The 20,226-nt window shown below is 32.4% G+C and carries 19 protein-coding genes; 8 read left to right on the top strand and 11 right to left on the bottom strand.

Annotated features, from left to right (window positions below; translation table 11 throughout):
- Positions 1-45 precede the first annotated feature (45 nt).
- The 4 genes from guaB to IUY40_RS01015 form a co-directional block, all read right to left on the bottom strand.
- The gene (gene guaB / locus IUY40_RS01030) at positions 46-1,518 is read right to left on the bottom strand and encodes an IMP dehydrogenase (protein WP_195735029.1); all 1,473 of its coding nucleotides are present in this window, start codon (positions 1,516-1,518) and stop codon (positions 46-48) included.
- A 230-nt stretch (positions 1,519-1,748) separates the two neighbouring features.
- The gene (locus tag IUY40_RS01025) at positions 1,749-3,149 is read right to left on the bottom strand and encodes a DUF5723 family protein (RefSeq protein ID WP_195735028.1); all 1,401 of its coding nucleotides are present in this window, start codon (positions 3,147-3,149) and stop codon (positions 1,749-1,751) included.
- A complete protein-coding gene (locus tag IUY40_RS01020) occupies positions 3,146-3,697 on the bottom strand; it encodes a hypothetical protein (RefSeq protein ID WP_195735027.1) in 552 nt (183 codons plus the stop codon). The genes IUY40_RS01025 and IUY40_RS01020 overlap by 4 nt, the downstream gene beginning before the upstream one ends.
- 86 nt (positions 3,698-3,783) lie before the next feature.
- A complete protein-coding gene (locus IUY40_RS01015) occupies positions 3,784-4,650 on the bottom strand; it encodes a hydroxymethylglutaryl-CoA lyase (RefSeq protein WP_195735026.1) in 867 nt (288 codons plus the stop codon).
- A gap of 367 nt (positions 4,651-5,017) precedes the next feature.
- Here IUY40_RS01015 and IUY40_RS01010 point away from each other — a divergent pair, with 367 nt between their 5' ends.
- Both IUY40_RS01010 and IUY40_RS01005 read left to right on the top strand, forming a co-directional pair.
- Positions 5,018-5,629, top strand: coding sequence for a hypothetical protein (locus tag IUY40_RS01010; RefSeq protein ID WP_195735025.1), 612 nt, complete (start codon positions 5,018-5,020; stop codon positions 5,627-5,629).
- Positions 5,626-6,339: a DUF3307 domain-containing protein gene (locus tag IUY40_RS01005; protein WP_195735024.1), complete on the top strand. Its 714-nt coding sequence runs from the start codon at positions 5,626-5,628 to the stop codon at positions 6,337-6,339. Before IUY40_RS01010 ends, IUY40_RS01005 begins: the two co-directional genes overlap by 4 nt.
- Here the strand turns inward: IUY40_RS01005 and IUY40_RS01000 are convergent.
- Positions 6,325-7,344, bottom strand: coding sequence for a quinone-dependent dihydroorotate dehydrogenase (locus IUY40_RS01000; protein WP_195735023.1), 1,020 nt, complete (start codon positions 7,342-7,344; stop codon positions 6,325-6,327). The two genes, IUY40_RS01005 and IUY40_RS01000, sit on opposite strands and share 15 nt — an antisense overlap.
- A 157-nt stretch (positions 7,345-7,501) precedes the next feature.
- Here IUY40_RS01000 and IUY40_RS00995 point away from each other — a divergent pair, with 157 nt between their 5' ends.
- Positions 7,502-8,641, top strand: a complete 1,140-nt coding sequence (locus IUY40_RS00995) for a formylglycine-generating enzyme family protein (protein ID WP_229335228.1) — start codon at positions 7,502-7,504, stop codon at positions 8,639-8,641.
- 126 nt (positions 8,642-8,767) lie between these two features.
- Positions 8,768-10,045 (top strand): peptidase T, encoded by a 1,278-nt coding sequence (pepT, locus tag IUY40_RS00990; RefSeq protein WP_195735022.1) that lies wholly within the window; start codon positions 8,768-8,770, stop codon positions 10,043-10,045.
- A gap of 135 nt (positions 10,046-10,180) precedes the next feature.
- Here pepT and IUY40_RS00985 read toward each other — a convergent pair whose 3' ends face one another.
- Positions 10,181-11,137, bottom strand: coding sequence for an aldo/keto reductase (locus IUY40_RS00985; protein WP_195735021.1), 957 nt, complete (start codon positions 11,135-11,137; stop codon positions 10,181-10,183).
- A gap of 92 nt (positions 11,138-11,229) precedes the next feature.
- On the bottom strand, positions 11,230-11,832 hold the full coding sequence (locus IUY40_RS00980) for an HdeD family acid-resistance protein (RefSeq protein ID WP_195735020.1): 603 nt from the start codon (positions 11,830-11,832) through the stop codon (positions 11,230-11,232).
- 288 nt (positions 11,833-12,120) lie between these two features.
- Between IUY40_RS00980 and IUY40_RS00975 the strand changes: the two genes are divergently transcribed.
- A complete protein-coding gene (locus IUY40_RS00975; protein WP_195735019.1) occupies positions 12,121-12,627 on the top strand; it encodes a C40 family peptidase in 507 nt (168 codons plus the stop codon).
- A 93-nt stretch (positions 12,628-12,720) separates the two neighbouring features.
- Here IUY40_RS00975 and IUY40_RS00970 read toward each other — a convergent pair whose 3' ends face one another.
- Positions 12,721-13,128, bottom strand: coding sequence for a DUF1573 domain-containing protein (locus IUY40_RS00970; RefSeq protein WP_195735018.1), 408 nt, complete (start codon positions 13,126-13,128; stop codon positions 12,721-12,723).
- A 168-nt stretch (positions 13,129-13,296) separates the two neighbouring features.
- On the opposite strand from IUY40_RS00970, the gene IUY40_RS00965 reads away from it, so the two are divergent.
- The 3 genes from IUY40_RS00965 (at position 13,297) to IUY40_RS00955 (ending at position 15,804) form a co-directional block, all read left to right on the top strand.
- Positions 13,297-14,559 (top strand): HAMP domain-containing sensor histidine kinase, encoded by a 1,263-nt coding sequence (locus IUY40_RS00965; protein WP_195735017.1) that lies wholly within the window; start codon positions 13,297-13,299, stop codon positions 14,557-14,559.
- Positions 14,556-15,239 carry a response regulator transcription factor gene (locus IUY40_RS00960; protein ID WP_195735016.1) on the top strand — a complete coding sequence of 228 codons (684 nt, stop codon included), beginning with the start codon at positions 14,556-14,558 and terminating at the stop codon, positions 15,237-15,239. The genes IUY40_RS00965 and IUY40_RS00960 overlap by 4 nt, the downstream gene beginning before the upstream one ends.
- A 379-nt stretch (positions 15,240-15,618) precedes the next feature.
- Positions 15,619-15,804 (top strand): hypothetical protein, encoded by a 186-nt coding sequence (locus IUY40_RS00955; protein WP_195735015.1) that lies wholly within the window; start codon positions 15,619-15,621, stop codon positions 15,802-15,804.
- On the opposite strand, the gene IUY40_RS00950 is transcribed toward IUY40_RS00955, so the two are convergent.
- From IUY40_RS00950 to IUY40_RS00940, 3 genes are all read right to left on the bottom strand, one after another.
- A complete protein-coding gene (locus IUY40_RS00950) occupies positions 15,799-18,042 on the bottom strand; it encodes a radical SAM protein (protein ID WP_195735014.1) in 2,244 nt (747 codons plus the stop codon). The two genes, IUY40_RS00955 and IUY40_RS00950, sit on opposite strands and share 6 nt — an antisense overlap.
- A gap of 131 nt (positions 18,043-18,173) precedes the next feature.
- The gene (locus IUY40_RS00945) at positions 18,174-19,451 is read right to left on the bottom strand and encodes an MFS transporter (protein ID WP_195735013.1); all 1,278 of its coding nucleotides are present in this window, start codon (positions 19,449-19,451) and stop codon (positions 18,174-18,176) included.
- Between the two features lie 215 nt (positions 19,452-19,666).
- Positions 19,667-20,191: a hypothetical protein gene (locus tag IUY40_RS00940; RefSeq protein ID WP_195735012.1), complete on the bottom strand. Its 525-nt coding sequence runs from the start codon at positions 20,189-20,191 to the stop codon at positions 19,667-19,669.
- Positions 20,192-20,226: the final 35 nt, after the last annotated feature.

The following is a 20,226-nucleotide window of genomic DNA, read 5'->3' as shown; positions in this document are numbered from 1 at the left end:
AGAAACTAAATCTTATGTCTTTTGTTTTATATAGAATTCTCAAGATTATCTTGAATAATTTGGAGCTTCTTTTGTAATAGTTACATTATGCGGATGACTTTCTGTAATTCCACTTGACGTGATTCTAACAAAACGTCCTGACTCTTGTAAAGTAGGAATATCTTTTGAACCACAATATCCCATTCCTGCACGAAGTCCCCCAATGAACTGAAGCATACTTTCGTTTAATTCCCCTTTGTAAGGAACACGACCTACAATTCCTTCTGGAACTAGTTTTTTAACATCATCCTCAACATCTTGGAAATAACGGTCTTTTGAACCACCTTGCATCGCCTCTACCGAACCCATTCCGCGATAAGATTTGAATTTTCTTCCTTCAAAAATAATAGTTTCACCTGGAGATTCTTTTGTACCTGCTAATAATGATCCTAACATTACACAATCGGCTCCAGCAGCAATTGCTTTAGGAATATCTCCTGTATAACGTATTCCTCCATCGGCAATTACTGGTACACCAGTTCCTTTTATAGCTGCAGCAACTTCTAAAACTGCAGAGAATTGAGGGAAACCAACTCCTGCAACGATACGCGTTGTACAGATTGAACCTGGTCCAATACCTACTTTTACACCATCGGCACCATTATCAACTAAATATTTAGCAGCTTCCGGAGTCGCTATATTACCCACAATAACATCAATTTCTGGGAATTTGCTTTTTACTTCTTTTAATACATTCACAACACCTTCTGTATGTCCGTGTGCTGTATCAATAATAATAGCATCTACACCTGCAGCAACTAATGCAGCAGCTCTTTCAACAGCATCACCTGTTACTCCAATTGCAGCTGCAACACGCAAACGCCCGTAAACATCTTTATTTGCAATTGGTTTTTGTGTAAGTTTTGTAATATCTCTAAAAGTAATTAACCCAACTAATTCATAGTTTGCATTAACAACTGGTAATTTTTCTATTTTATGTCCTTGTAAAACTACTTCGGCTTGTTCTAATGAAGTTCCTTCGGCTACAGTTACCAAGTTCTGACTTGTCATAACCTCAACGATTGGTCTTGTTCCATTTTTTTCGAAACGTAAGTCACGATTGGTAACAATTCCTTTTAAAATTCTATTTTCATCAACAATTGGGATTCCACCAATTCCGAATTCTTTCATCGCCATTTGAGCATCGGCTACTGTAGAAGTTAATGGCAAAGTAACTGGATCGATTATCATTCCAGACTCCGCACGCTTTACTCTACGCACTTTAGCAGCTTGCTGCTCGATAGTCATATTTTTATGCAAAACACCTATTCCTCCTTCTTGCGCCATAGCAATTGCCATTGCACTTTCGGTAACTGTATCCATAGCTGCTGATACGATTGGAACGTTTAATGTTATATTTCGAGAAAATTTTGATTTGATACTCACTTCGCGAGGAAGCACATTCGAGTAGTTAGGTACTAATAATACATCGTCGTAAGTTAAACCTTCGCCGATAATCTTGGAGTTGTGTGCTATCATGGTGCAATTTCTAGTTGAATTGCGTGCAAATATAGTAAATAAATTGAAAACTTTTACGTTACACTATTCATAAATTTAAGTATTTATAAATTTCGATAGCTAGTTTCTATTGAAAAAGCTTTCTATAAGTTACTATATCCCTAGCCCTGATGGGAGCGACATCCTTTTATGGTGGGGTTCACCATAAAAGATATAGCGGACAGCGGGATTAGCTTCTTATAGAAAATAACTTAATAGTATTTAGAATTTTCCTTGAAAATAAAATTAAGTCCAAATTGAAACGTAGCACTATTGGCTTTTGTAATATCCTTGTATTCCAGAATATTATCGACCATGGCGTATAAATTAAACTTACCTAAATTTGTTGAAAGCCCAAATCCTATGTTTTTTGAAGAAAAAGAATCTATTGTGTAAGTTGCTTTTACTTGAAGATTTTCGAAAAGGGTACGTCTATAAAAAGCTGTTAAAGCAACTAATGGCGTTCTTGGCGTAGACATTACGAATAACTGTGCCCCAACTCCATTAAGATATTCTGTTTCACCATGTGATTGACAATTACAATCTTCGTCGGATCTGGATTCACCGAAAGAATACTGGATTGATGAATTAAATTTCACAGGTCGCCAAGTGGTATATTTACTATAAAGTGAGTCACGTGGTATTGCCGCTTCGAACTCATCGAATACATTTTCTGGTTTTTCAGGATTAGTAAAATTAGGATTTACTCCTTCATATTGATAATAGCCTTTATAGGTAAGTGTTTCGACATCTTTACTGTGACGAATAAAACCTACATCGATAACACTTGCTGTAATCTGAATATTTTTTTTAGGGTAATAAGTTATTCCAGCATCGAAACCAAGCCCAAAATTCCCACCTAAAAAAGTATTTTGTGCAATATCCGAAGCTATACTTCCATTATAATCGTCTTTACGAAATTCGGCAATTCCAGAAGTTTTCACTTCTAAATTAGAGGATATGATTTGGTTATACATTGTTGTGTTTGAGTTCCCTGTATAAATATATCCCGAATTTTTTGTAGAAGTTGCATTTAATCCGCTAGAATACAATTTTGCCCGACCTCCTAAGACCAGTTTATCACTCACTTTTTTATGATAACCTATATGAAAAACAGAAATCACTTCGGCTTTGGCAGTTAACTGACTTAAATCGAATGATTTTCCGATATAATTTTTATTCCCGTCTAATGCCAATAATGCCAGATCTTTGGGAACGTACATAAAAAAATCGGCTTCTTGATATACTCCAAACGAAACATAGGCTTTACTCTCACGACCACCAACTTTGAATCCTCCTGAAAATAATTCGATTTGCTCATTAACAGAAACCTTATCATTTTTGGAAGCTTTATTTACTGCATTTCTCAATTTGGTATTAAAATCGACTCCATTATTTGCAAACAAATCATAAGCTGAAAAGCTACTCGAGCCAATATTTGCCGAAATACCAGAAAGTAATGGCACTCCAAAATAATATTTATAGGAAACGTCTGCTCCGGGATTTACAAGCGACGATTGTGGAATAGAAGTAAAATTATATAACACTTGTTTATTTTGAGCCATTCCAGAAATGCTCATCACTAACAACAAAACTAAATATTTTTTTTTCATTTTATCTCGAAGTAAAGGGTTGCTCCTGAACGTAACTTTAAATTCCCTGAACTATCTGCTGTTAATGGTGTTCCCGCAAGCATAGTGATTCTTATTTCTAGCTTGACCGACTTTTTTAATAAATCTAGTGTTTGATTTTCGAAAACATCAGTATGCTTTACACTATTTGGCGTGTTTACATAAGCCGGAACATTTATCTCTGTATCATGCATGACTTGATTATTTTCATCTAAAAAAACCATGCTAACAATATAAGCCCGAGATATTGTATTTTCAATTTCAAAATTGAACTCCGCTTTCTTTAAGTTATCTCTAAAAAAACTATCTCTAAATACATCAAAATCCTTTGCATCAAAAAAAACATTTTGCTCCGTTCCATTATCAACAAATGCACTTGCTTTAACATCAAAATAAGTTAAATTGGCAACAATAACAGGTTCTAATGTAAGATCTTTAGTCTGATCAAAATCTAAATCACTCGCGCACGAACAAAACAATACCGTAACGATTATTAACCTAAGAAACATATTATGGAGATATGGTTTCATTGTAAAATTATTTTAGTTTAATACTATGCTAACAACGGATTTTAATTCTCACTTATTACTTCTTTACAAAAAAAATTAATGATTGTTTAATGATAAGCACCAAACAGCTTTGAAGCTTCATTATATGCACTTTCAAAACTCATTGCTCTTATATTGGTATTTTGTTTTTGTGCTGTAAAATATGATACCATTTTTTCTGTTGGCATATTCCCTGTTAACTTATCCGTTGCCATAGGGCACCCTCCAAAACCTTGAATTGCCCCATCAAAACGGTAGCAACCTGCGCGAAAAGCAGCATCAATTTTCTCAAACCAAGTACTAGGTGTTGTATGTAGGTGCGCACCAAACTCAATTTTAGGATATTGTGCGATTAAATTCGAAAACAGATAAGTAATAATATCTGGTGTTGAACTTCCCACTGTATCTGAAAGCGAAAGTGTTTTCACGCCCATCTTAGACAATTTCTCTGTCCATTCGCCAACAATTTCAACGTTCCAAGGATCTCCATACGGATTCCCGAATCCCATCGAAAGATATGTTATTACCTCTTTATTCTTTTTATCGGCTATTTCTAATATTTCCTGAAGCGTAATTATAGATTCAGCTATAGTTTTATGTGTATTCCGCATTTGGAAATTCTCTGAAATAGAAAATGGAAATCCCAAATATTGAATCTCTTTATGTTCTGAAGCTATTTCTGCTCCTTGTGTGTTTGCTATAATCGCTAATAATTTACTTACTGTTTGCGATAAATCTAATTGTGCCAAAACCGCAGCAGTATCCTGCATTTGAGGAATTGCTTTTGGAGAAACAAAACTCCCAAAATCAATAGTATCAAAACCTACTCGTAACAAAGACTGGATATAAGAAACCTTATTCTTAGTAGGAATAAATGTTTTAATACCTTGCATGGCATCTCTTGGACATTCGATAATCTTAATTTCTTTACTCAAAGTGGCTCTGTTTCTAAATGCTAAGTTACTGTCTTTTTTATATAAATAAGAAATATCGCTTTGTTTATTTTATTACAGAAAAACGTAATAATACACACTATTACATAAAATTGTAATAAATAATAAAATTCCTTATATTTGTAATACTATTATCTTCCTTAGGGGAGTAGGAGAATCATTATATAAACAACCTATACTGAATGTAAGAGGCTTCTACTCCTCAGCCTGACACAACAGAAAGTATAACAAAAACACTCAAGATACATCTTCTCAAGTGAAGTCGAAAGACGCATTTTACAATAGGCAAACTAAAGAAGTGGAACAAATTGAAATTAAAATGCTATTTAATTTTTAATTATATTTGGATATGATAAGTATAATCACAGGAGATATTATAGGTTCTAGACAGCTAAAACCCAAAGATTGGATTGATGGTTTGAAAAAACTTCTTAACCTGTTTGGCAAGAATCCAAATGAATGGGAAATTTATCGTGGTGATGAATTTCAGATAGAAATTAAGAATCCCGAGGATGCTTTATTGTCAACTTTATTGATAAAAGCATATCTAAGGACTCTAAAACTTGATGCCAGAATGAGTATTGGTTTTGGAGACAAAGTACATACGTCCAAGAAAATATCCGAAAGTAACGGAACAGCCTTCATACGTTCTGGAGAGCTTTTTGAAACATTAAAAAAACAAAAAACAACTTTGGCATTAAAATCCGGAAATGCAGATTTTGATACAAAACTTAATTTAATGTTACGCTTAAGCTTAACTTTTATGGATAATTGGCTAGTTCCTGCTGCAGAATTTATAGTAATTGCAATACAGAATCCTACATTAACACAGGAAGAAATTGGATTAAAATTAGGAATTAACCAAGCTGCTGTAAGTCGAAGACAAAAACGTGCACAATTTGATTTAATGATGGATTTGGACCTTTATTTTAGGGCGCAAATAAAAGAACTTACTTTATGATACTATTTGTAAAATTATTTTTGGCACACATCCTTGGAGACTTTATTTTTCAGCCTAATTCGTGGGTTGCTGACAAAGAAATTAAAAAACAAAAAAGTATTTTTTTATATATACACGCAGCTTTACATGGCATTTTAACCTGGATTTTGATTGGCGAATTATCCTTTGGATGGTATGCTCTTTTATTAGCCGTTACCCATGGATTTATTGACTTTTTAAAACTTCATTTTCAGAAAACCTCTACCAAAATAACTTGGTTTATTGGTGACCAAATTGCTCATTTTATAGTCTTGATAGCCATTGCTTTTTTATACAATCATCAAAAAATAGACTTGCTTTGGTTTAATAGTCAGTTCTGGATTGTAGTAACTGGTTTTTTGTTTTTAACCAAACCTACTTCTATTTGTATTAAGAACCTCATCTCAGTTTGGACTCCCGAAAATAATAATAGAACTGATAATTCTCTTGCCAATGCAGGAAATTACATTGGCACACTAGAACGTTTATTTGTTTTTTGTTTTATAATCACTGGCCATTTTGAAGCCATTGGTTTTCTATTGGCTGCAAAATCTATCTTTAGATTTGGTGATTTAAAAGAAGCCAAAGACCGTAAACTAACTGAATATGTTCTTATAGGAACTCTTTTAAGTTTTGGAGTTGCATTACTTACCGGTCTAATTGTTCAAGTTATGTTATTACAAACCTTTTAAAATGGCTTTATTGATAGCTTTTATCAAAGCTGGTCCTTCATAAATAAAACCAGTATATAGTTGAACTAAACTTGCTCCCGCATTTAGTTTTTCAATAGCATCTTGAGCAGTATGAATTCCACCTACACCTATAATAGGGAATGCTTTGTTGCTTTTTTCAGAAAGAAAACGAATTACTTCGGTTGATCTTCGAGTTAAAGGCTTACCTGACAAACCTCCCATTTCTTCTTTATTTACCGATTGCAATCCTTCTCTAGAAATAGTAGTATTGGTCGCAATTACACCCGCAATTTGGGTCGTTTTAATAATATCAATAATATCCAATAATTGCTCGTCAGTTAAATCTGGAGCAATTTTTAATAAAATCGGTTTTGGCTTTTCGTGCGTTAGATTTTTATTTTGTAACGTTTGCAATAATTGCGTCAATGGCTCTTTATCTTGTAACGCTCTTAAATTTGGTGTGTTAGGAGAACTTACATTCACCACAAAATAATCAACATGATTAAATAATGCATCAAAACAAATGATGTAATCATCGACTGCATTTTCATTTGGAGTAATTTTATTTTTACCAATATTCCCTCCAATTAAAATCCCTTTATTTTGTTTTAATCGCTCTACTGCTTCAATAACACCACCGTTATTAAATCCCATTCGGTTAATAATAGCCTGATCTTCTTTTAATCGAAATAACCTCTTTTTAGGATTTCCTTCTTGTCCTACTGGTGTTACAGTCCCTATTTCTATAAATCCGAAACCAAAATCTGAAAGTTCTTTATATAATTTAGCATCCTTGTCAAATCCTGCTGCAAGTCCAACTGGATTGCTAAATTTTATTCCAAAAACTTCTCGCTCTAAACGAGGATCATTTACTTTATAAACTGTCTTTATAATCGAAGAAACTCCTGGTATTTTTGAGATAAATCTAACAAATGAAAAAGTAAAATAATGAACTTCCTCTGGATCAAACATAAAAAGTATCGGACGAATAAGCAATTTATACATAAGTGGGTTGTTATTTTTGTGGTTGCAAATTTAATTATAATATGCTAAAATGTACCGTATTTATGTAAAAAAACAGCTTATTAATTTAATTCATTTTAAGTTTTTTATTGTACTTTTATTATCCAAAAATACAAACCATACAAATTCTATAGAATTAATGAAAAAAGAAAGAAAGTTTTGGTTACTCGGAATGATAGCCACTGGTCTCTTATTTATAAGTTTTGGCTATGCAAATTTTATAAAAACGGCTAAAAAAAATTTAACACTCGATTGCAATGAAATTCAAATGGTTTCATCTGAACCCAAATTTGAACCTACAATCATTAATAAAAAAACAGCTCCTTCTAAAGCTCCAAAAGGCATGGTTTGGATTCCTGGAGGAGAATTCTCAATGGGTAGTAATATTGCTGATGAAAGTTTATGCAGCATAAAAGGTGTTACCAAAGATGCTGCTCCTATCCATCGCGTATATGTAGATGGTTATTGGATGGATGAAACCGAAGTTACTAATGAACAATTTGAACAGTTTGTAAAAGCAACTAAATACCTTACTGTTGCTGAACAAAAACCTACCAAAGAAGAGTTTCCTACAATTACCGAAGATAATTTAATAGCTGGTTCCGCAGTATTTACACCTACTTCTACATCAGTAAATCTAGATAACTTTTCACAATGGTGGGCTTACATTGGCGCGGCTAATTGGAGACATCCCGAAGGTCCTAATAGCACTATAAGAGGTAAAGAAAAACACCCCGTAGTACAAGTAGCTTATGAAGATGCAGTTGCTTATGCAAAATGGGCTGGCAAAAGGCTTCCTAGTGAAGCTGAATGGGAATTTGCAGCAAGAGGTGGCAAAACTGGAGAATTATATGCATGGGGAAACACTTTAAAACCCAAAGGAAAATTTCAGGCTAACATATATCAAGGTCATTTTCCTATTAAGGATGGTGACACTGGAGAAGACGGTTTTAAAGGAATTGCTCCAACAGCACAATTCGCACCAAATGCCTATGGGTTATATGATATGGCAGGAAATGTTTGGGAATGGGTGAATGATTGGTATGACGTAGACTATTACAAATCATTAGCCAAAAGTGGAAAAGTTACCAAAAATCCGCAGGGACCAGATACTAGCAATGACCCGGCAGAACCAGGACAGCTTAAAAAAGTACATCGTGGTGGCTCTTTTTTATGTACAGATCAATATTGTACTCGTTATATGGTAGGCACTAGAGGAAAAGGAGAAGTACGCTCTCCTGCAAACCACCTAGGCTTTAGATGTGTAAAAAGCATTTAAAAAAATAAAAACAACACGAAAAGGATTCTATCATAGCATAGAATCCTTTTTTGTATATATCAGGATGTTTTTAATCTAAAATAAGACAGCTAAAAAAAATGCCTATATTTGCTTAAAAATAAAAAAATGCAACATATTATAGATCGATTTATTAGTTATGTAAAAATTGATACAGAGTCTGATCCAAATTCGCAAAACACACCAAGTACTGCAAAGCAATGGGATCTTGCCAATAAACTAGCAGAAGAACTAAAAAGTATCGGTATGCAGGATGTTACTATAGATGACAAAGCTTACATCATGGCTACTTTACCAAGTAATGTAGAACACGCTGTTCCAACTATTGGCTTTATTTCTCATTTTGATACTTCACCAGATTTTTCAGGAGCCAATGTAAAACCACAAATCATTCCTAATTATGATGGTAAGGATATTGTATTGAATGCTGAACAAAATATTATTTTATCTCCAAGTTACTTCAAAGATTTATTACAATACAAAGGACAAACTTTAATTACAACCGACGGAACTACATTATTAGGTGCCGATGATAAAGCGGGAATTACAGAAATTGTATCTGCAATGGAATTCTTAATTAAAAACCCTGACATTAAACACGGTAAAATTAGAGTTGGTTTTACTCCTGATGAAGAAATAGGTCGAGGTGCACATCATTTTGATGTAGAGAAGTTTGGCGCTGAATGGGCTTATACCATGGACGGAAGTCAGATTGGAGAACTTGAATATGAAAACTTTAATGCTGCTGGTGCCAAAATCACCTTTAAAGGTAAAAGTGTACATCCTGGTTATGCCAAAGGAAAAATGATTAATTCACTACTTATTGCTAATGAGTTTATTAACGAATTACCTAAAGGCGAAACTCCTCAAGAAACGAAAGGATACCAAGGCTTTTTTCACGTACACCATATAAGTGGAACTATCGAAGAAACTGTTCTTGAACTTATCATTAGAGATCATAGCGCAAAAAAATTCGAAAGACGTAAAAAATTGATTGAGAGAATTACTAAAAAAATCAATCATAAGTTTGCTAAGAAATTCGGGGAACCAATCGTAATTACCGAAATAAATGATCAATACTACAATATGAAAGAAAAGGTTCTACCTGTAAAGTATATTGTTGATATTGCAGAGAAAGCTATGAAAGAATTAAACATAAAACCATTAATAAAACCTATTAGAGGCGGAACTGATGGTTGTCAATTATCATACAAAGGATTGCCTTGCCCAAATATTTTTGCTGGTGGTCATAACTTTCATGGTAAATACGAGTATATTCCTGCAGAAAGTATGCAAAAAGCAACTGATGTTATTGTAAAGATTGCTGAGTTAACAGCTATTCCTGGAATTTTTGACGTATCTGAAAAACCTACAAAAAAGAAATAATTTTTTTTTGACTTAAGTCAAAAAGCAATAAAAAATCCCAATCTAATTTTTTAGATTGGGATTTTTGCTTTTTAATTTCTCTTATAAAAAACCATCTTTTTTAGGAATAAATAACAATGCATTTCTACATTACCTCTATCCCAAAATAGCTTCAATCGCTTTTAATTCCTCTTGCGAAAAATCAAGATTTTGCAAACTATCTATATTATTATTTAACTGTCCTACCGAACTTGCTCCAATTAGAACCGATGTAATTCGATTATCCTTTAATAACCAAGCCAATGCCATTTGCGCCAAAGATTGATTTCTGTTTTGCGCAATTTCATTTAGAGTAATTATCTTTTGCACTTTTTGTTCAGACACTTCTTCTAGCTGTAAATGCCCGTTTGGATTTGAAGCTCTTGAGTTCTCAGGAATCCCTTTTAAATATTTATCAGTTAAAAGTCCTTGTGCAAGAGGTGAAAACGCAATACACCCTACTCCTTTTTCTTCGAGAACATCTAACAAACCTGCTTCGGCTTCGCGAACAAACATCGAATATTTAACCTGATGTATTAAACATGGTGTTCCTAATTTTTTTAAAATTGCTGTAGCTTCTCGAGTTTGTTCTGCATTATAATTAGATATTCCTGCATATAGGGCTTTACCGCTTCGTACAGCATAATCCAAAGCCATCATGGTTTCTTCCAGAGGAGTCTCGGGATCAAACCGATGGGAATAAAAAATATCTACGTAATCTAGCTTCATTCGCTTTAAGCTCTGATCTAAACTTGACAGCAGATATTTACGAGAACCCCAATCGCCATAAGGTCCATCCCACATAGTGTATCCAGCCTTAGTAGAAACTACGATTTGATCTCGTAGATTTCCTTGAAAATTGTGCCACAGTATTTTTCCGAAATTTTCTTCGGCAGAACCCGGAACTGGACCATAATTATTAGCTAAATCAAAATGCGTAATTCCTTTATCAAAAGCTTCTTTAATGATGCTTTCTCCATTTTCAAAATTATCTACTGAACCGAAATTATGCCATAATCCCAAAGAAATTTGCGGTAATAACAACCCGCTTTTTCCACATCTGTTATATTTCATTTTATTGATTTAAAGACTGAAATTTAAATATTTTAAAGATAATCAACACATAAATTTTCATTTTATATGTTGATTATCAAAAAAAGCAATCTTTATGAATTCATTTTATCTTCTATATTGTGGAACTTTTCAGGAATATCATGTATTTTTTTCAGTTTGAAAGAAAAATAAATATAAAAAGCTCCAATTGCAATAAAAGCAAAAGCAGTCCAATATACCAACGAAAGCCCTGCGAAAATAGGGTTCCATAATAATATGAATGAAAATATAATTCCAAGAATACCTAAAACCAAAAGATTCGCCCAATCTGGCACTGCATAACTCTTTAAATCAAAAGCAATAACTATGGCCATGATAGAACGAAACAAAATCACAAATCCTATATATAGCGGAAGTATTGTAATCGAAATTAATGGATTAGAGATTAACAATATCCCTACAACTAATCCTAAAATTCCTGAAGCTAATGTCCACCCCCAATTATCAATTTTTTTTCTGTTTGAAAGTGCAAAAATGACTTCAAAAATTCCACTTCCTAAAAATGAAATACTAAAAACAAACGCAAGAGTTAAATATGCTGCCAATGGTGTTATAAATGACCAAATTCCGATTCCAACAAAAAGTATTCCCACTAGTAACGGGATATACCAATAATCAATAGCTTTTTTTACTTTTTTAAATAAAGAATTTTCCATAAGTATATTTTAAAATCATGCTTACTCTATAAAGTTTTCAGCTTACCTTTAATTATTACCCCCTCATAAAGCTGCTATATTCAGTCTATTTTATTACGAAGTCTCCCAAAGATAAGGAATAAATATAGCTATTTGTAAAAATTAACTCATAAATTCCCTTGTAATACTTCACTTAAAAGATTTTATCAATCCTATCTAAAATGCTTTCTAATCCTTTCATCTTATATTCCTTTGATATTAAAGAATATCCACATATCTTTATAAATTAAATCATTTCTCTACTTAAAAATGAAATTTACCATTTATATATTTACAGTCGTAATTTTATTTTCATCATTTACCACAAAAAAAGATGAGAAAATTATAAGAAATCAAATACAACAAATACAGTCTATAATAGACAGGGATGCTATTATTTCCTATTCTAAACAATATCTAGGGACACCTTATATATATGCTGGGAATAATCCAAAAAAAGGTTTCGACTGTTCTGGTTTCGTAAATTATGTTTTTAAATATTTCGATATTAGTTTGCCACGAAGTTCTGGTGCTTATAAAAATATTGGCAAAGCAAAATCACCCGAAGATTTTAAAGTGGGAGATATTTTAGTTTTTTATGGTTATAAAGACAGAAAAAACATAGGACATCTTGGAATTATTTGTGAAGCCAACGGCATGAAGTCAAAATTTATACATGCCTCATCTGGAAAAATAAAAAGCGTAACAATTAGTGCATTAGACTCTAATCATTATAGTAATCGTTTTTATAAATGCATCAATGTATTGTCTAAATAATTAATTTTCACATTAGTTAATTTCTAAAACAAGCACAAAAAAACTCCAAACGATTTAACTTGTTTGGAGTCTAGAAATTATAACTAACTACTTTTATAAAACTATTCCTTTTAATGTAAGCACTTTTGGAGTTGATTCTGCACTTGTTACTACTGTAACAGTTTTAGAAAAAGCACCTTTACTCGCTGCATTATATGTTGCCGTAATCTTTGCAGATTTTCCAGGAAGAATAGGTTCTTTTGTATAATTTGTTGCTGTACAACCACAAGACCCCTGAACGCTTGTAATTACTACAGCTGTTTTTCCTGTGTTTTTAAACTCAAAATCAATTTCCTTTGGAACATTTAGTGGTATTTGTCCCACATCAATAGTTTCTGCTTTCCATGTAATTGATCCAGCAAATACTGTAGTGTTTGCTAGTATTGATTCTACTGGAGCAACTGCTGAGAAAGACATTAACCCTAAAGTTAATACTAATAATAATGGTCTGATATTTTTCATAAGTCTAAAATTTAAATGATTATTTGGTTTGTCCTTTTTAACATTACAAATGTAAATCAGATAAAAATGAAATGCTGTTAAGCGATTTCAAATGTTTGTTAACGACTTGTTAATCGCTATTTTTAAAGATATTTTTGATTAATATTACACCTTGTAATTTGTATTTAAGTGAAAATAAACAGGCTCAACAGTATTATTATTCTGGGTTTTATAGCAATTATCGGCATTTTAGTCGTGCAATTACTATGGACCAAAGAAGCTTTTACTCTTGAACAGAAGAAGCTAAACCAGAAAATGCATATTGCATTACTTGAAGTTGCAAAAAAACTACATGAAAGCAGTAGTAATGAGTTGCCTGCGCAAAGCCCTATTCAAAAAATATCCAATGACTATTATGTTGTAAACATCGAAAATGATTTTGAGCCTGATATCTTGGAATTTTATCTGAAATCGGAATTCAAAAAAATGAATATTACAACTGATTTCGAATACGCCATGTACAATTGCCAGAGCAATGAAATGATATATGGAGATTATATTTCTTTATCAAAAAAATCAAAAGGAAAGCAATCTGTTCATTTTCCAAAACACAAAGATCTAGTTTATTATTTCGCTGTACGTTTCCCCAATGAAACTACTTATATATTCAGCTCAATGCGATTTTGGTTTGTGCTTTCGATTATGCTTATTATCATTTTACTAATTTATATCTACTCGATTTTCATGCTTTTACAGCAAAAAAAATACTCCGAGTTACAGCGTGATTTTATTAATAACATGACACACGAGTTCAAAACTCCTTTGGCATCTATTTTAATTGCATCCAATTATTTAATCAAACAAAATCCGATCAAAGAAGATAAGAAACTTGAAAAATATACTGAAATCATTATCAACCAAAGTGGTAAGTTAAATAACCATATTGAGAAGATCTTAAGTATTGCTAAATCAGATTACACCCCATTAAAACTAGAGCTAAAAAACATCTTAACTATCCCCCCTATTGAGGAAACAATAGAAAACATTAAACTAAAATATCCCGATACTGATATAAAAATTGAATCTAACGATATAAACTATACTATTGTTGCTGATGTTTTTCATTTTACAAACATCATTTATAACCTTCTTGATAATGCAATAAAATATTGCGATACCAAACCTGAAATTATAATTCGGTTAACTACTGAAAATCAATTATTAAAAATTGCTTTTATAGATAACGGAATAGGGATTATAAACAAAAATATTTCTTATATTTTCGATAAATTTTACAGAATTCCAAATGAAAAAAGTACCCCATCAAATGGCTTTGGATTAGGCTTGTATTATGTAAAAAAGATTTGCAACTTGCATCAATGGAAAATCAATGCTACTAACAATCCCAAAAAGGGGATTACCATAACCATATCAATTCCATATAAAAAATGAGTATTTTCAAAATTCTTTACACCGAAGATGATGAAACCTTAGGGTTTCTTACCAAAGATAATCTGGAACAAAATAATTACGAAGTAACACATTGTTGTGACGGAGAATTAGGTTTGGAAGCTTTTAACAACGGTAATTTCGATATTTGTATTTTGGATATTATGATGCCAAAAATAGATGGCTTTGAACTCGCTACAGAAATAAGAAAAAACAATTCTGATATTCCTATTATTTTCCTTTCGGCTAAAACACTTAAGGAAGACAGAATAAAAGGATTGCGACTTGGTGCAGATGATTATCTCGTAAAACCTTTTAGCATTGAAGAATTACTTCTAAAAATTGAAATCTTTTTAAAGCGCTCGCAAAAAAATGACTCTATAGATAAATCTATTTATAAAATTGGGAAATACCATTTTGATACTAAAAACTTTATTCTTTTTAATGAAAATGAAAAGATAGGCCTTACACAACGTGAAGCTGAATTATTAAAATTATTTCTTGATAATAAAAATTCCGTTTTAAAAAGAGAGCAGATTCTAACATCACTTTGGGGAGATGATGATTACTTTATGGGTCGTAGCCTAGATGTTTTTATTTCGCGTCTGCGTAAAATTTTAGTAAACGAACAAGGCATTTCTATAGAAAACCTACACGGAATTGGTTTCCGATTTACAATCTAATTCTTATCTAAATTTATAGAATTTTGTGTTTTAATATTCGAGTATTCTAGATATAAGATTGCATCATTACTCATTTACACCAAGATCATCTGGACAAAACTGGTGAGATTATTTTAAGATGAAAATGCACTTACAAAAAGAGGAATTACTGTTATTCAAACTCTAGATTATTGGAAATCCAACATTTATTTAGTTGAAAAAATAATAAGTATTTCTGCTGTTCATGATCCTAGTTTCATTACAAAACTTATGAAAAATATAATGGGGGTTTTATATTGACATTCTTACCGAAGATGTAGAAAAAGTATTAACCGAACTCAAACCTGATATCGCAACTATTGCCTGCGGTACTGCAAGATTAGATTTTGGACAGCCATTATTGATGAAAATAAATGATATTATAAAATTTATTGCACTTGCACCTGGCAAGGTATTCGCAAATCATTTAGAGGCTTTAAATCATTATCCAACAACCAGAACAGAATTAAAAGCTGCATTAACCGCAAATAATCTTTTATCAAAAACTTCAATCCCAAATGATGGTGAATATGTTGAGTATTTATAGAACCAATAATCCAAACTCTCTTAATGTATTCACAGGTTTAGAATACCAAAATAATTCGAAGTCTTCAAAACTAGTTTCAAAATCAGCTTTGATTTCCTGAAATGTATAAGTTTTAGTTTTTGCAACCGAAATTTTCTGTAGCATTTCTACTAACCATTCTCCTTCGTTTTTATTTGTCTGAATACTAAAGCTTTCTTTTTTATCATGAAAAGTAAGCGTTAGCATTTCCCAAGAATTCCCTTTTTTTGATTTTGTAAAAGATTCTACAAAAGGCTTCCCTCCTAACCAAACAATTTTGGCAGTAGGTTTTATATTAAAATCTTCTGATTCCTGTAATGCATCATAAATAAAATCAGATCCAATTTTAGTTTTTGGGATTTTAAAATCAAACCAGTCTTGAAGTTCATAATCAAAACAAATTCCATGCATGAAATTGAATAATGATTTCTTTAGTCCAAAACTAAATTTATCATGATTGATTCCAGTAGAATCAGTATAATCGATGTCATTATTTGCGAAACTACCAATGGCTTCAGTTGCTTTTTTTACACCAAATTTCTCTGGATACATTCCTACTGGGCTATGGGCTGTCATAGCAAACTGATGCCAAAACCCTGATTGTAAAACTCCCGCTTCAAACAACTGACGTACCATTTCAAGACTATCAACGGTTTCCTGAACCGTTTGTGTTGGATATCCGTACATTAAATAGGCATGAACCATAATTCCTGCTTCTGTAAAATTACGTGTCACTTTTGCAACTTGTTCTACAGTTACCCCTTTATCTATTAACTTCAACAATCTATCCGAAGCAACTTCTAAACCTCCTGAAACGGCAATACAGCCTGAAGCTTTTAATAACAAACATAAATCGGCTGAAAAGCTTTTTTCAAAACGAATATTCGTCCACCAAGTAACGGCTAACTTTCTTCGAAGAATTTCGAGTGCCAAAGCACGCATAAGTGCTGGCGGAGCAGCTTCATCTACATAATGAAAACCATTTTGTCCCGTTTGCTCCATCATGTCTTCCATTCGATCACATAACAAACTTGCCGCAACAGGTTCATAAACCTTTATGTAATCTAATGAAATATCACAAAACGTACATTTTCCCCAATAACAACCATGCGCCATGGTAAGTTTATTCCAGCGTCCATCACTCCACATTCTATGCATCGGATTTACAATTTCTATAACCGAAATGTATTTATTCAATGGCAAATCAGAATAATCTGGCGTTCCTACTTGAGACTGCTTATAATCTTGTTTAAGCGAATTATTTTTATAAACTACTTCTCCATCCTCAAGTAAAAAAGTACGCTTATACTTTTTAGTCTCCTCTCCTTCGGAGGGGTTGAGGGAAGATATTAATTCTTCAATTGGTACTTCTCCATCATCCAAAGTAATAAAATCGAAAAACTCAAAAACACGTTTATCTGAAAGCGAGCGTAATTCGGTATTTGGAAAACCTCCTCCCATTGAAATTTTAATTTCAGGATAATTCTGTTTTACCCATTGTGCCGATCTAAATGCACTATATAAATTCCCAGGAAATGGAACTGATATTAAGAACAATGTTGGCTTTACCAATTCTATTCGCTCTTTTAAAATCGAAATTAAAACCTCATCAATATAAGTTGGTTCTTGCTGTAAAGCTTGGTACAATTCATCAAAAGAATTGGCACTTCGACCTAAACGCTCAGCATAGCGACTGAAGCCAAAATTCTCATCGATACATTCCACTATAAAATCTGAGATGTCTTCAAGATATAATGTAGCCAAATGTTTTGCTTTGTCCTGCGTTCCCATTGTTCCAAATGCCCAATCAAGTTCTTCTAATTGTGCAAACCGAGAAGCTTCTGGCAAGAAATCTTCTTGACAAATTTGTAATGCTAATGTTGGATTCTTTCCTTGTAAAAAGGCAATTACAGCATCGATAGTTTTAAGATATTCTTCTTGTAATGCAAAAATACGTTTAGAATTATCTGAAATTGTATTCCCTGAAACTTCGAATTTTGAATTTGGTTCTAGGCTGGAAGCCGAACTGGCGGAGCAAAACTCAAACAAATCATGTAATCCTTTCTTTGAAAACAATTCTAAAATTACTTCGATACCCAAATCTGCCTGAACAGATTCAATATTTTTAGTATTCAGAAACCCCTTGATATAAGCAGTTGCTGGATACGGAGTATTCAGTTGGGTAAATGGAGGCGTAATTATAAAAAGCTTAGTTTTCAAGGCAGTATTATTTTCTGCAAAAATACGGGATATTTATAATGTTTCTGTAAAAAGATTTAGTTGCCGTTTTTTAAACAAAAACTCTTCAGAGATAATTCACGAAGGGCTACTACTTTTGTTTTTAACTCTTCTTAAAACTTATGTTCTTTTTTACTTATTACTAATAATGACAACATCGAAATAAAAGCTGCAATACTAAGATAAAAACCTACGTAGGTTAAATTATAGGTACTTGCTAGCCAAATCGCAATCATTGGGGCAAATGCTGCACCGATGATTCCTGCCATATTAAAGGTTAATGAAGCTCCTGAATAACGAACGGCAGTGGGAAATAATTCAGAAAGAAAAGTTCCTAAAGGACCGTAAGTAAAGCCCATCAAGCCCATTCCGAGGCATAAAAAGAAAGTAACCATAGCTGTATTTCCTGAATTTAGAAAATAGGAAAAGAAAAAACCAAAAACAGCAATGGCTGCAGTAGTTAAAATTAATATTTTACGACGCCCGATTTTATCTGCTACTACAGCGGAAATAGGGATAAATAAAGCAAAAAACAATACTGAAAACAACTGAATCAATAAGAAATCTCTTTTTGCATAGCCCAAATCAGAAGTTGCCCAACTCAAGGTAAATACAGTCATTAAATAAAATACTAAGAAGGTCGTAACTGCTGCAAGTGTTCCAAAAATTAATTGATTTTTATACGACTTAACCAAAGTGAAAAAGGGAATTTTCACTTCTTCTTGTTCCTTTTTAGAATTTTCAAAAGAAGGTGTTTCAGTAATTTTAGTACGGATATAAAACCCAACTACTACCAAAAGTGAACTGGCGATAAAAGGAATTCTCCAGCCATAATTCATAAAATCCTCATTACTCATTGAATCTGTAAGTAATAAAAAAGTACCTCCTGAAAGCAGCAACCCAATTGGCGCTCCTAATTGCGGAAACATCCCGTACCAAGCCCGTTTATTTGGTGGTGCATTTTCAATTGCTAGCAAAACTGCTCCTCCCCATTCTCCTCCCAATCCAACTCCTTGTCCAAATCGGCATAACATTAATAATAAAGGAGCTGCAACACCAATGCTAGCATAACTTGGTAAAAAACCTATGGCTACTGTCGAAATCCCCATAGTTAACAGTGCTGCTACTAGAGTAAATTTACGTCCAATTTTATCTCCATAATGTCCAAAAAATGCCGAACCCAAAGGACGTGACAAAAAAGCAATCGAAAAAGTAGCTAATGACTCTAAAGTTGCCATAGTCGAATCTGAGCTTGGAAAAAATAGCTGTGGAAAAACCAAGACTGCAGCATTGGCATAAATATAAAAGTCGAAAAATTCAATTGTAGTACCTATTAAACTCCCAAACAGAACGTGTTTTGTAGAATTTACTTTTTTGGAATTATTTTTCATATGATTCTATGTGTATTTTAAGAAAATAGAATGTAAAAATGAGGCTAATTCCTAAAAGTAACAAATATTTATCTTTAAAATTAAAGTATGTTTGTGAAAAAATTAATACAAAAAACGTAGCGCTCTAATTATAGCCTGTTTAAAATATATATTTTTAATAAATATAAATTTATGGAAATAAAAAAGGATATCTATTACGACATCCTTTTCTAACATTATTTCTTTTTATTTTTATTTTTAATAGATACCTCTTTTTTAGAACCTTTTTTTATTTTTTTATTTAATCTTTTTTCAGTCTCTTCAATATCATAATCATACGCTGAATTTATAGTTACAAGTCTTGCTTTTTTCAGAGCTTTCAACGCTTTTTTAAATTCTTGCTGACTCTCCAAAAACATTACTTTCTTAAGGAAAATCTCTACTTTGTTAATTCCTTTAATAGTCAATGCAAAGTCAATCAACTTCGTTGCTTCTTTGTAATCTTCATTCAAAATCAAAGTATGAATATAAAAAGGATATACTTCGACTGTATTAATATTAATCGAAATGGCCTGCTGAAAATATTCTTTGGCTTCCTCATATTTAAATAACTGATCGCTTAAAACTTGTCCATATAAGCATAAAGCCATCGTGTTTTTATCGTCATAAGACAATGCATAATCCAATGATTCGATGGTTTCTTCCAACGAATATGGATAACTATCTAATGCCTGAAAAAGATATTTATCTACTGTTTTCATAATCTATTCTATTTTATAAATTCAAGATTTTAGAG

Origin of the sequence: Flavobacterium sp. ALJ2 (assembly GCF_015594725.1) — a bacterium.
GTDB lineage: Bacteria > Bacteroidota > Bacteroidia > Flavobacteriales > Flavobacteriaceae > Flavobacterium.
This window is presented reverse-complemented; position numbering and strand designations above follow the sequence as displayed.

Bases quoted from the DNA above. Each gene is read 5' to 3' on its own strand.
- guaB (WP_195735029.1), bottom strand. From the start codon at position 1,518: ATGATAGCACACAACTCCAAGATTATCGGCGAAGGTTTAACTTACGAC.
- IUY40_RS01025 (WP_195735028.1), bottom strand. From the start codon at position 3,149: ATGAAAAAAAAATATTTAGTTTTGTTGTTAGTGATGAGCATTTCTGGA.
- IUY40_RS01020 (WP_195735027.1), bottom strand. From the start codon at position 3,697: ATGAAACCATATCTCCATAATATGTTTCTTAGGTTAATAATCGTTACG.
- IUY40_RS01010 (WP_195735025.1), top strand. From the start codon at position 5,018: ATGATAAGTATAATCACAGGAGATATTATAGGTTCTAGACAGCTAAAA.
- IUY40_RS01005 (WP_195735024.1), top strand. From the start codon at position 5,626: ATGATACTATTTGTAAAATTATTTTTGGCACACATCCTTGGAGACTTT.
- IUY40_RS01000 (WP_195735023.1), bottom strand. From the start codon at position 7,344: ATGTATAAATTGCTTATTCGTCCGATACTTTTTATGTTTGATCCAGAG.
- IUY40_RS00995 (WP_229335228.1), top strand. From the start codon at position 7,502: ATGAAAAAAGAAAGAAAGTTTTGGTTACTCGGAATGATAGCCACTGGT.
- pepT (WP_195735022.1), top strand. From the start codon at position 8,768: ATGCAACATATTATAGATCGATTTATTAGTTATGTAAAAATTGATACA.
- IUY40_RS00985 (WP_195735021.1), bottom strand. From the start codon at position 11,137: ATGAAATATAACAGATGTGGAAAAAGCGGGTTGTTATTACCGCAAATT.
- IUY40_RS00980 (WP_195735020.1), bottom strand. From the start codon at position 11,832: ATGGAAAATTCTTTATTTAAAAAAGTAAAAAAAGCTATTGATTATTGG.
- IUY40_RS00975 (WP_195735019.1), top strand. From the start codon at position 12,121: ATGAAATTTACCATTTATATATTTACAGTCGTAATTTTATTTTCATCA.
- IUY40_RS00970 (WP_195735018.1), bottom strand. From the start codon at position 13,128: ATGAAAAATATCAGACCATTATTATTAGTATTAACTTTAGGGTTAATG.
- IUY40_RS00960 (WP_195735016.1), top strand. From the start codon at position 14,556: ATGAGTATTTTCAAAATTCTTTACACCGAAGATGATGAAACCTTAGGG.
- IUY40_RS00945 (WP_195735013.1), bottom strand. From the start codon at position 19,451: ATGAAAAATAATTCCAAAAAAGTAAATTCTACAAAACACGTTCTGTTT.
- IUY40_RS00940 (WP_195735012.1), bottom strand. From the start codon at position 20,191: ATGAAAACAGTAGATAAATATCTTTTTCAGGCATTAGATAGTTATCCA.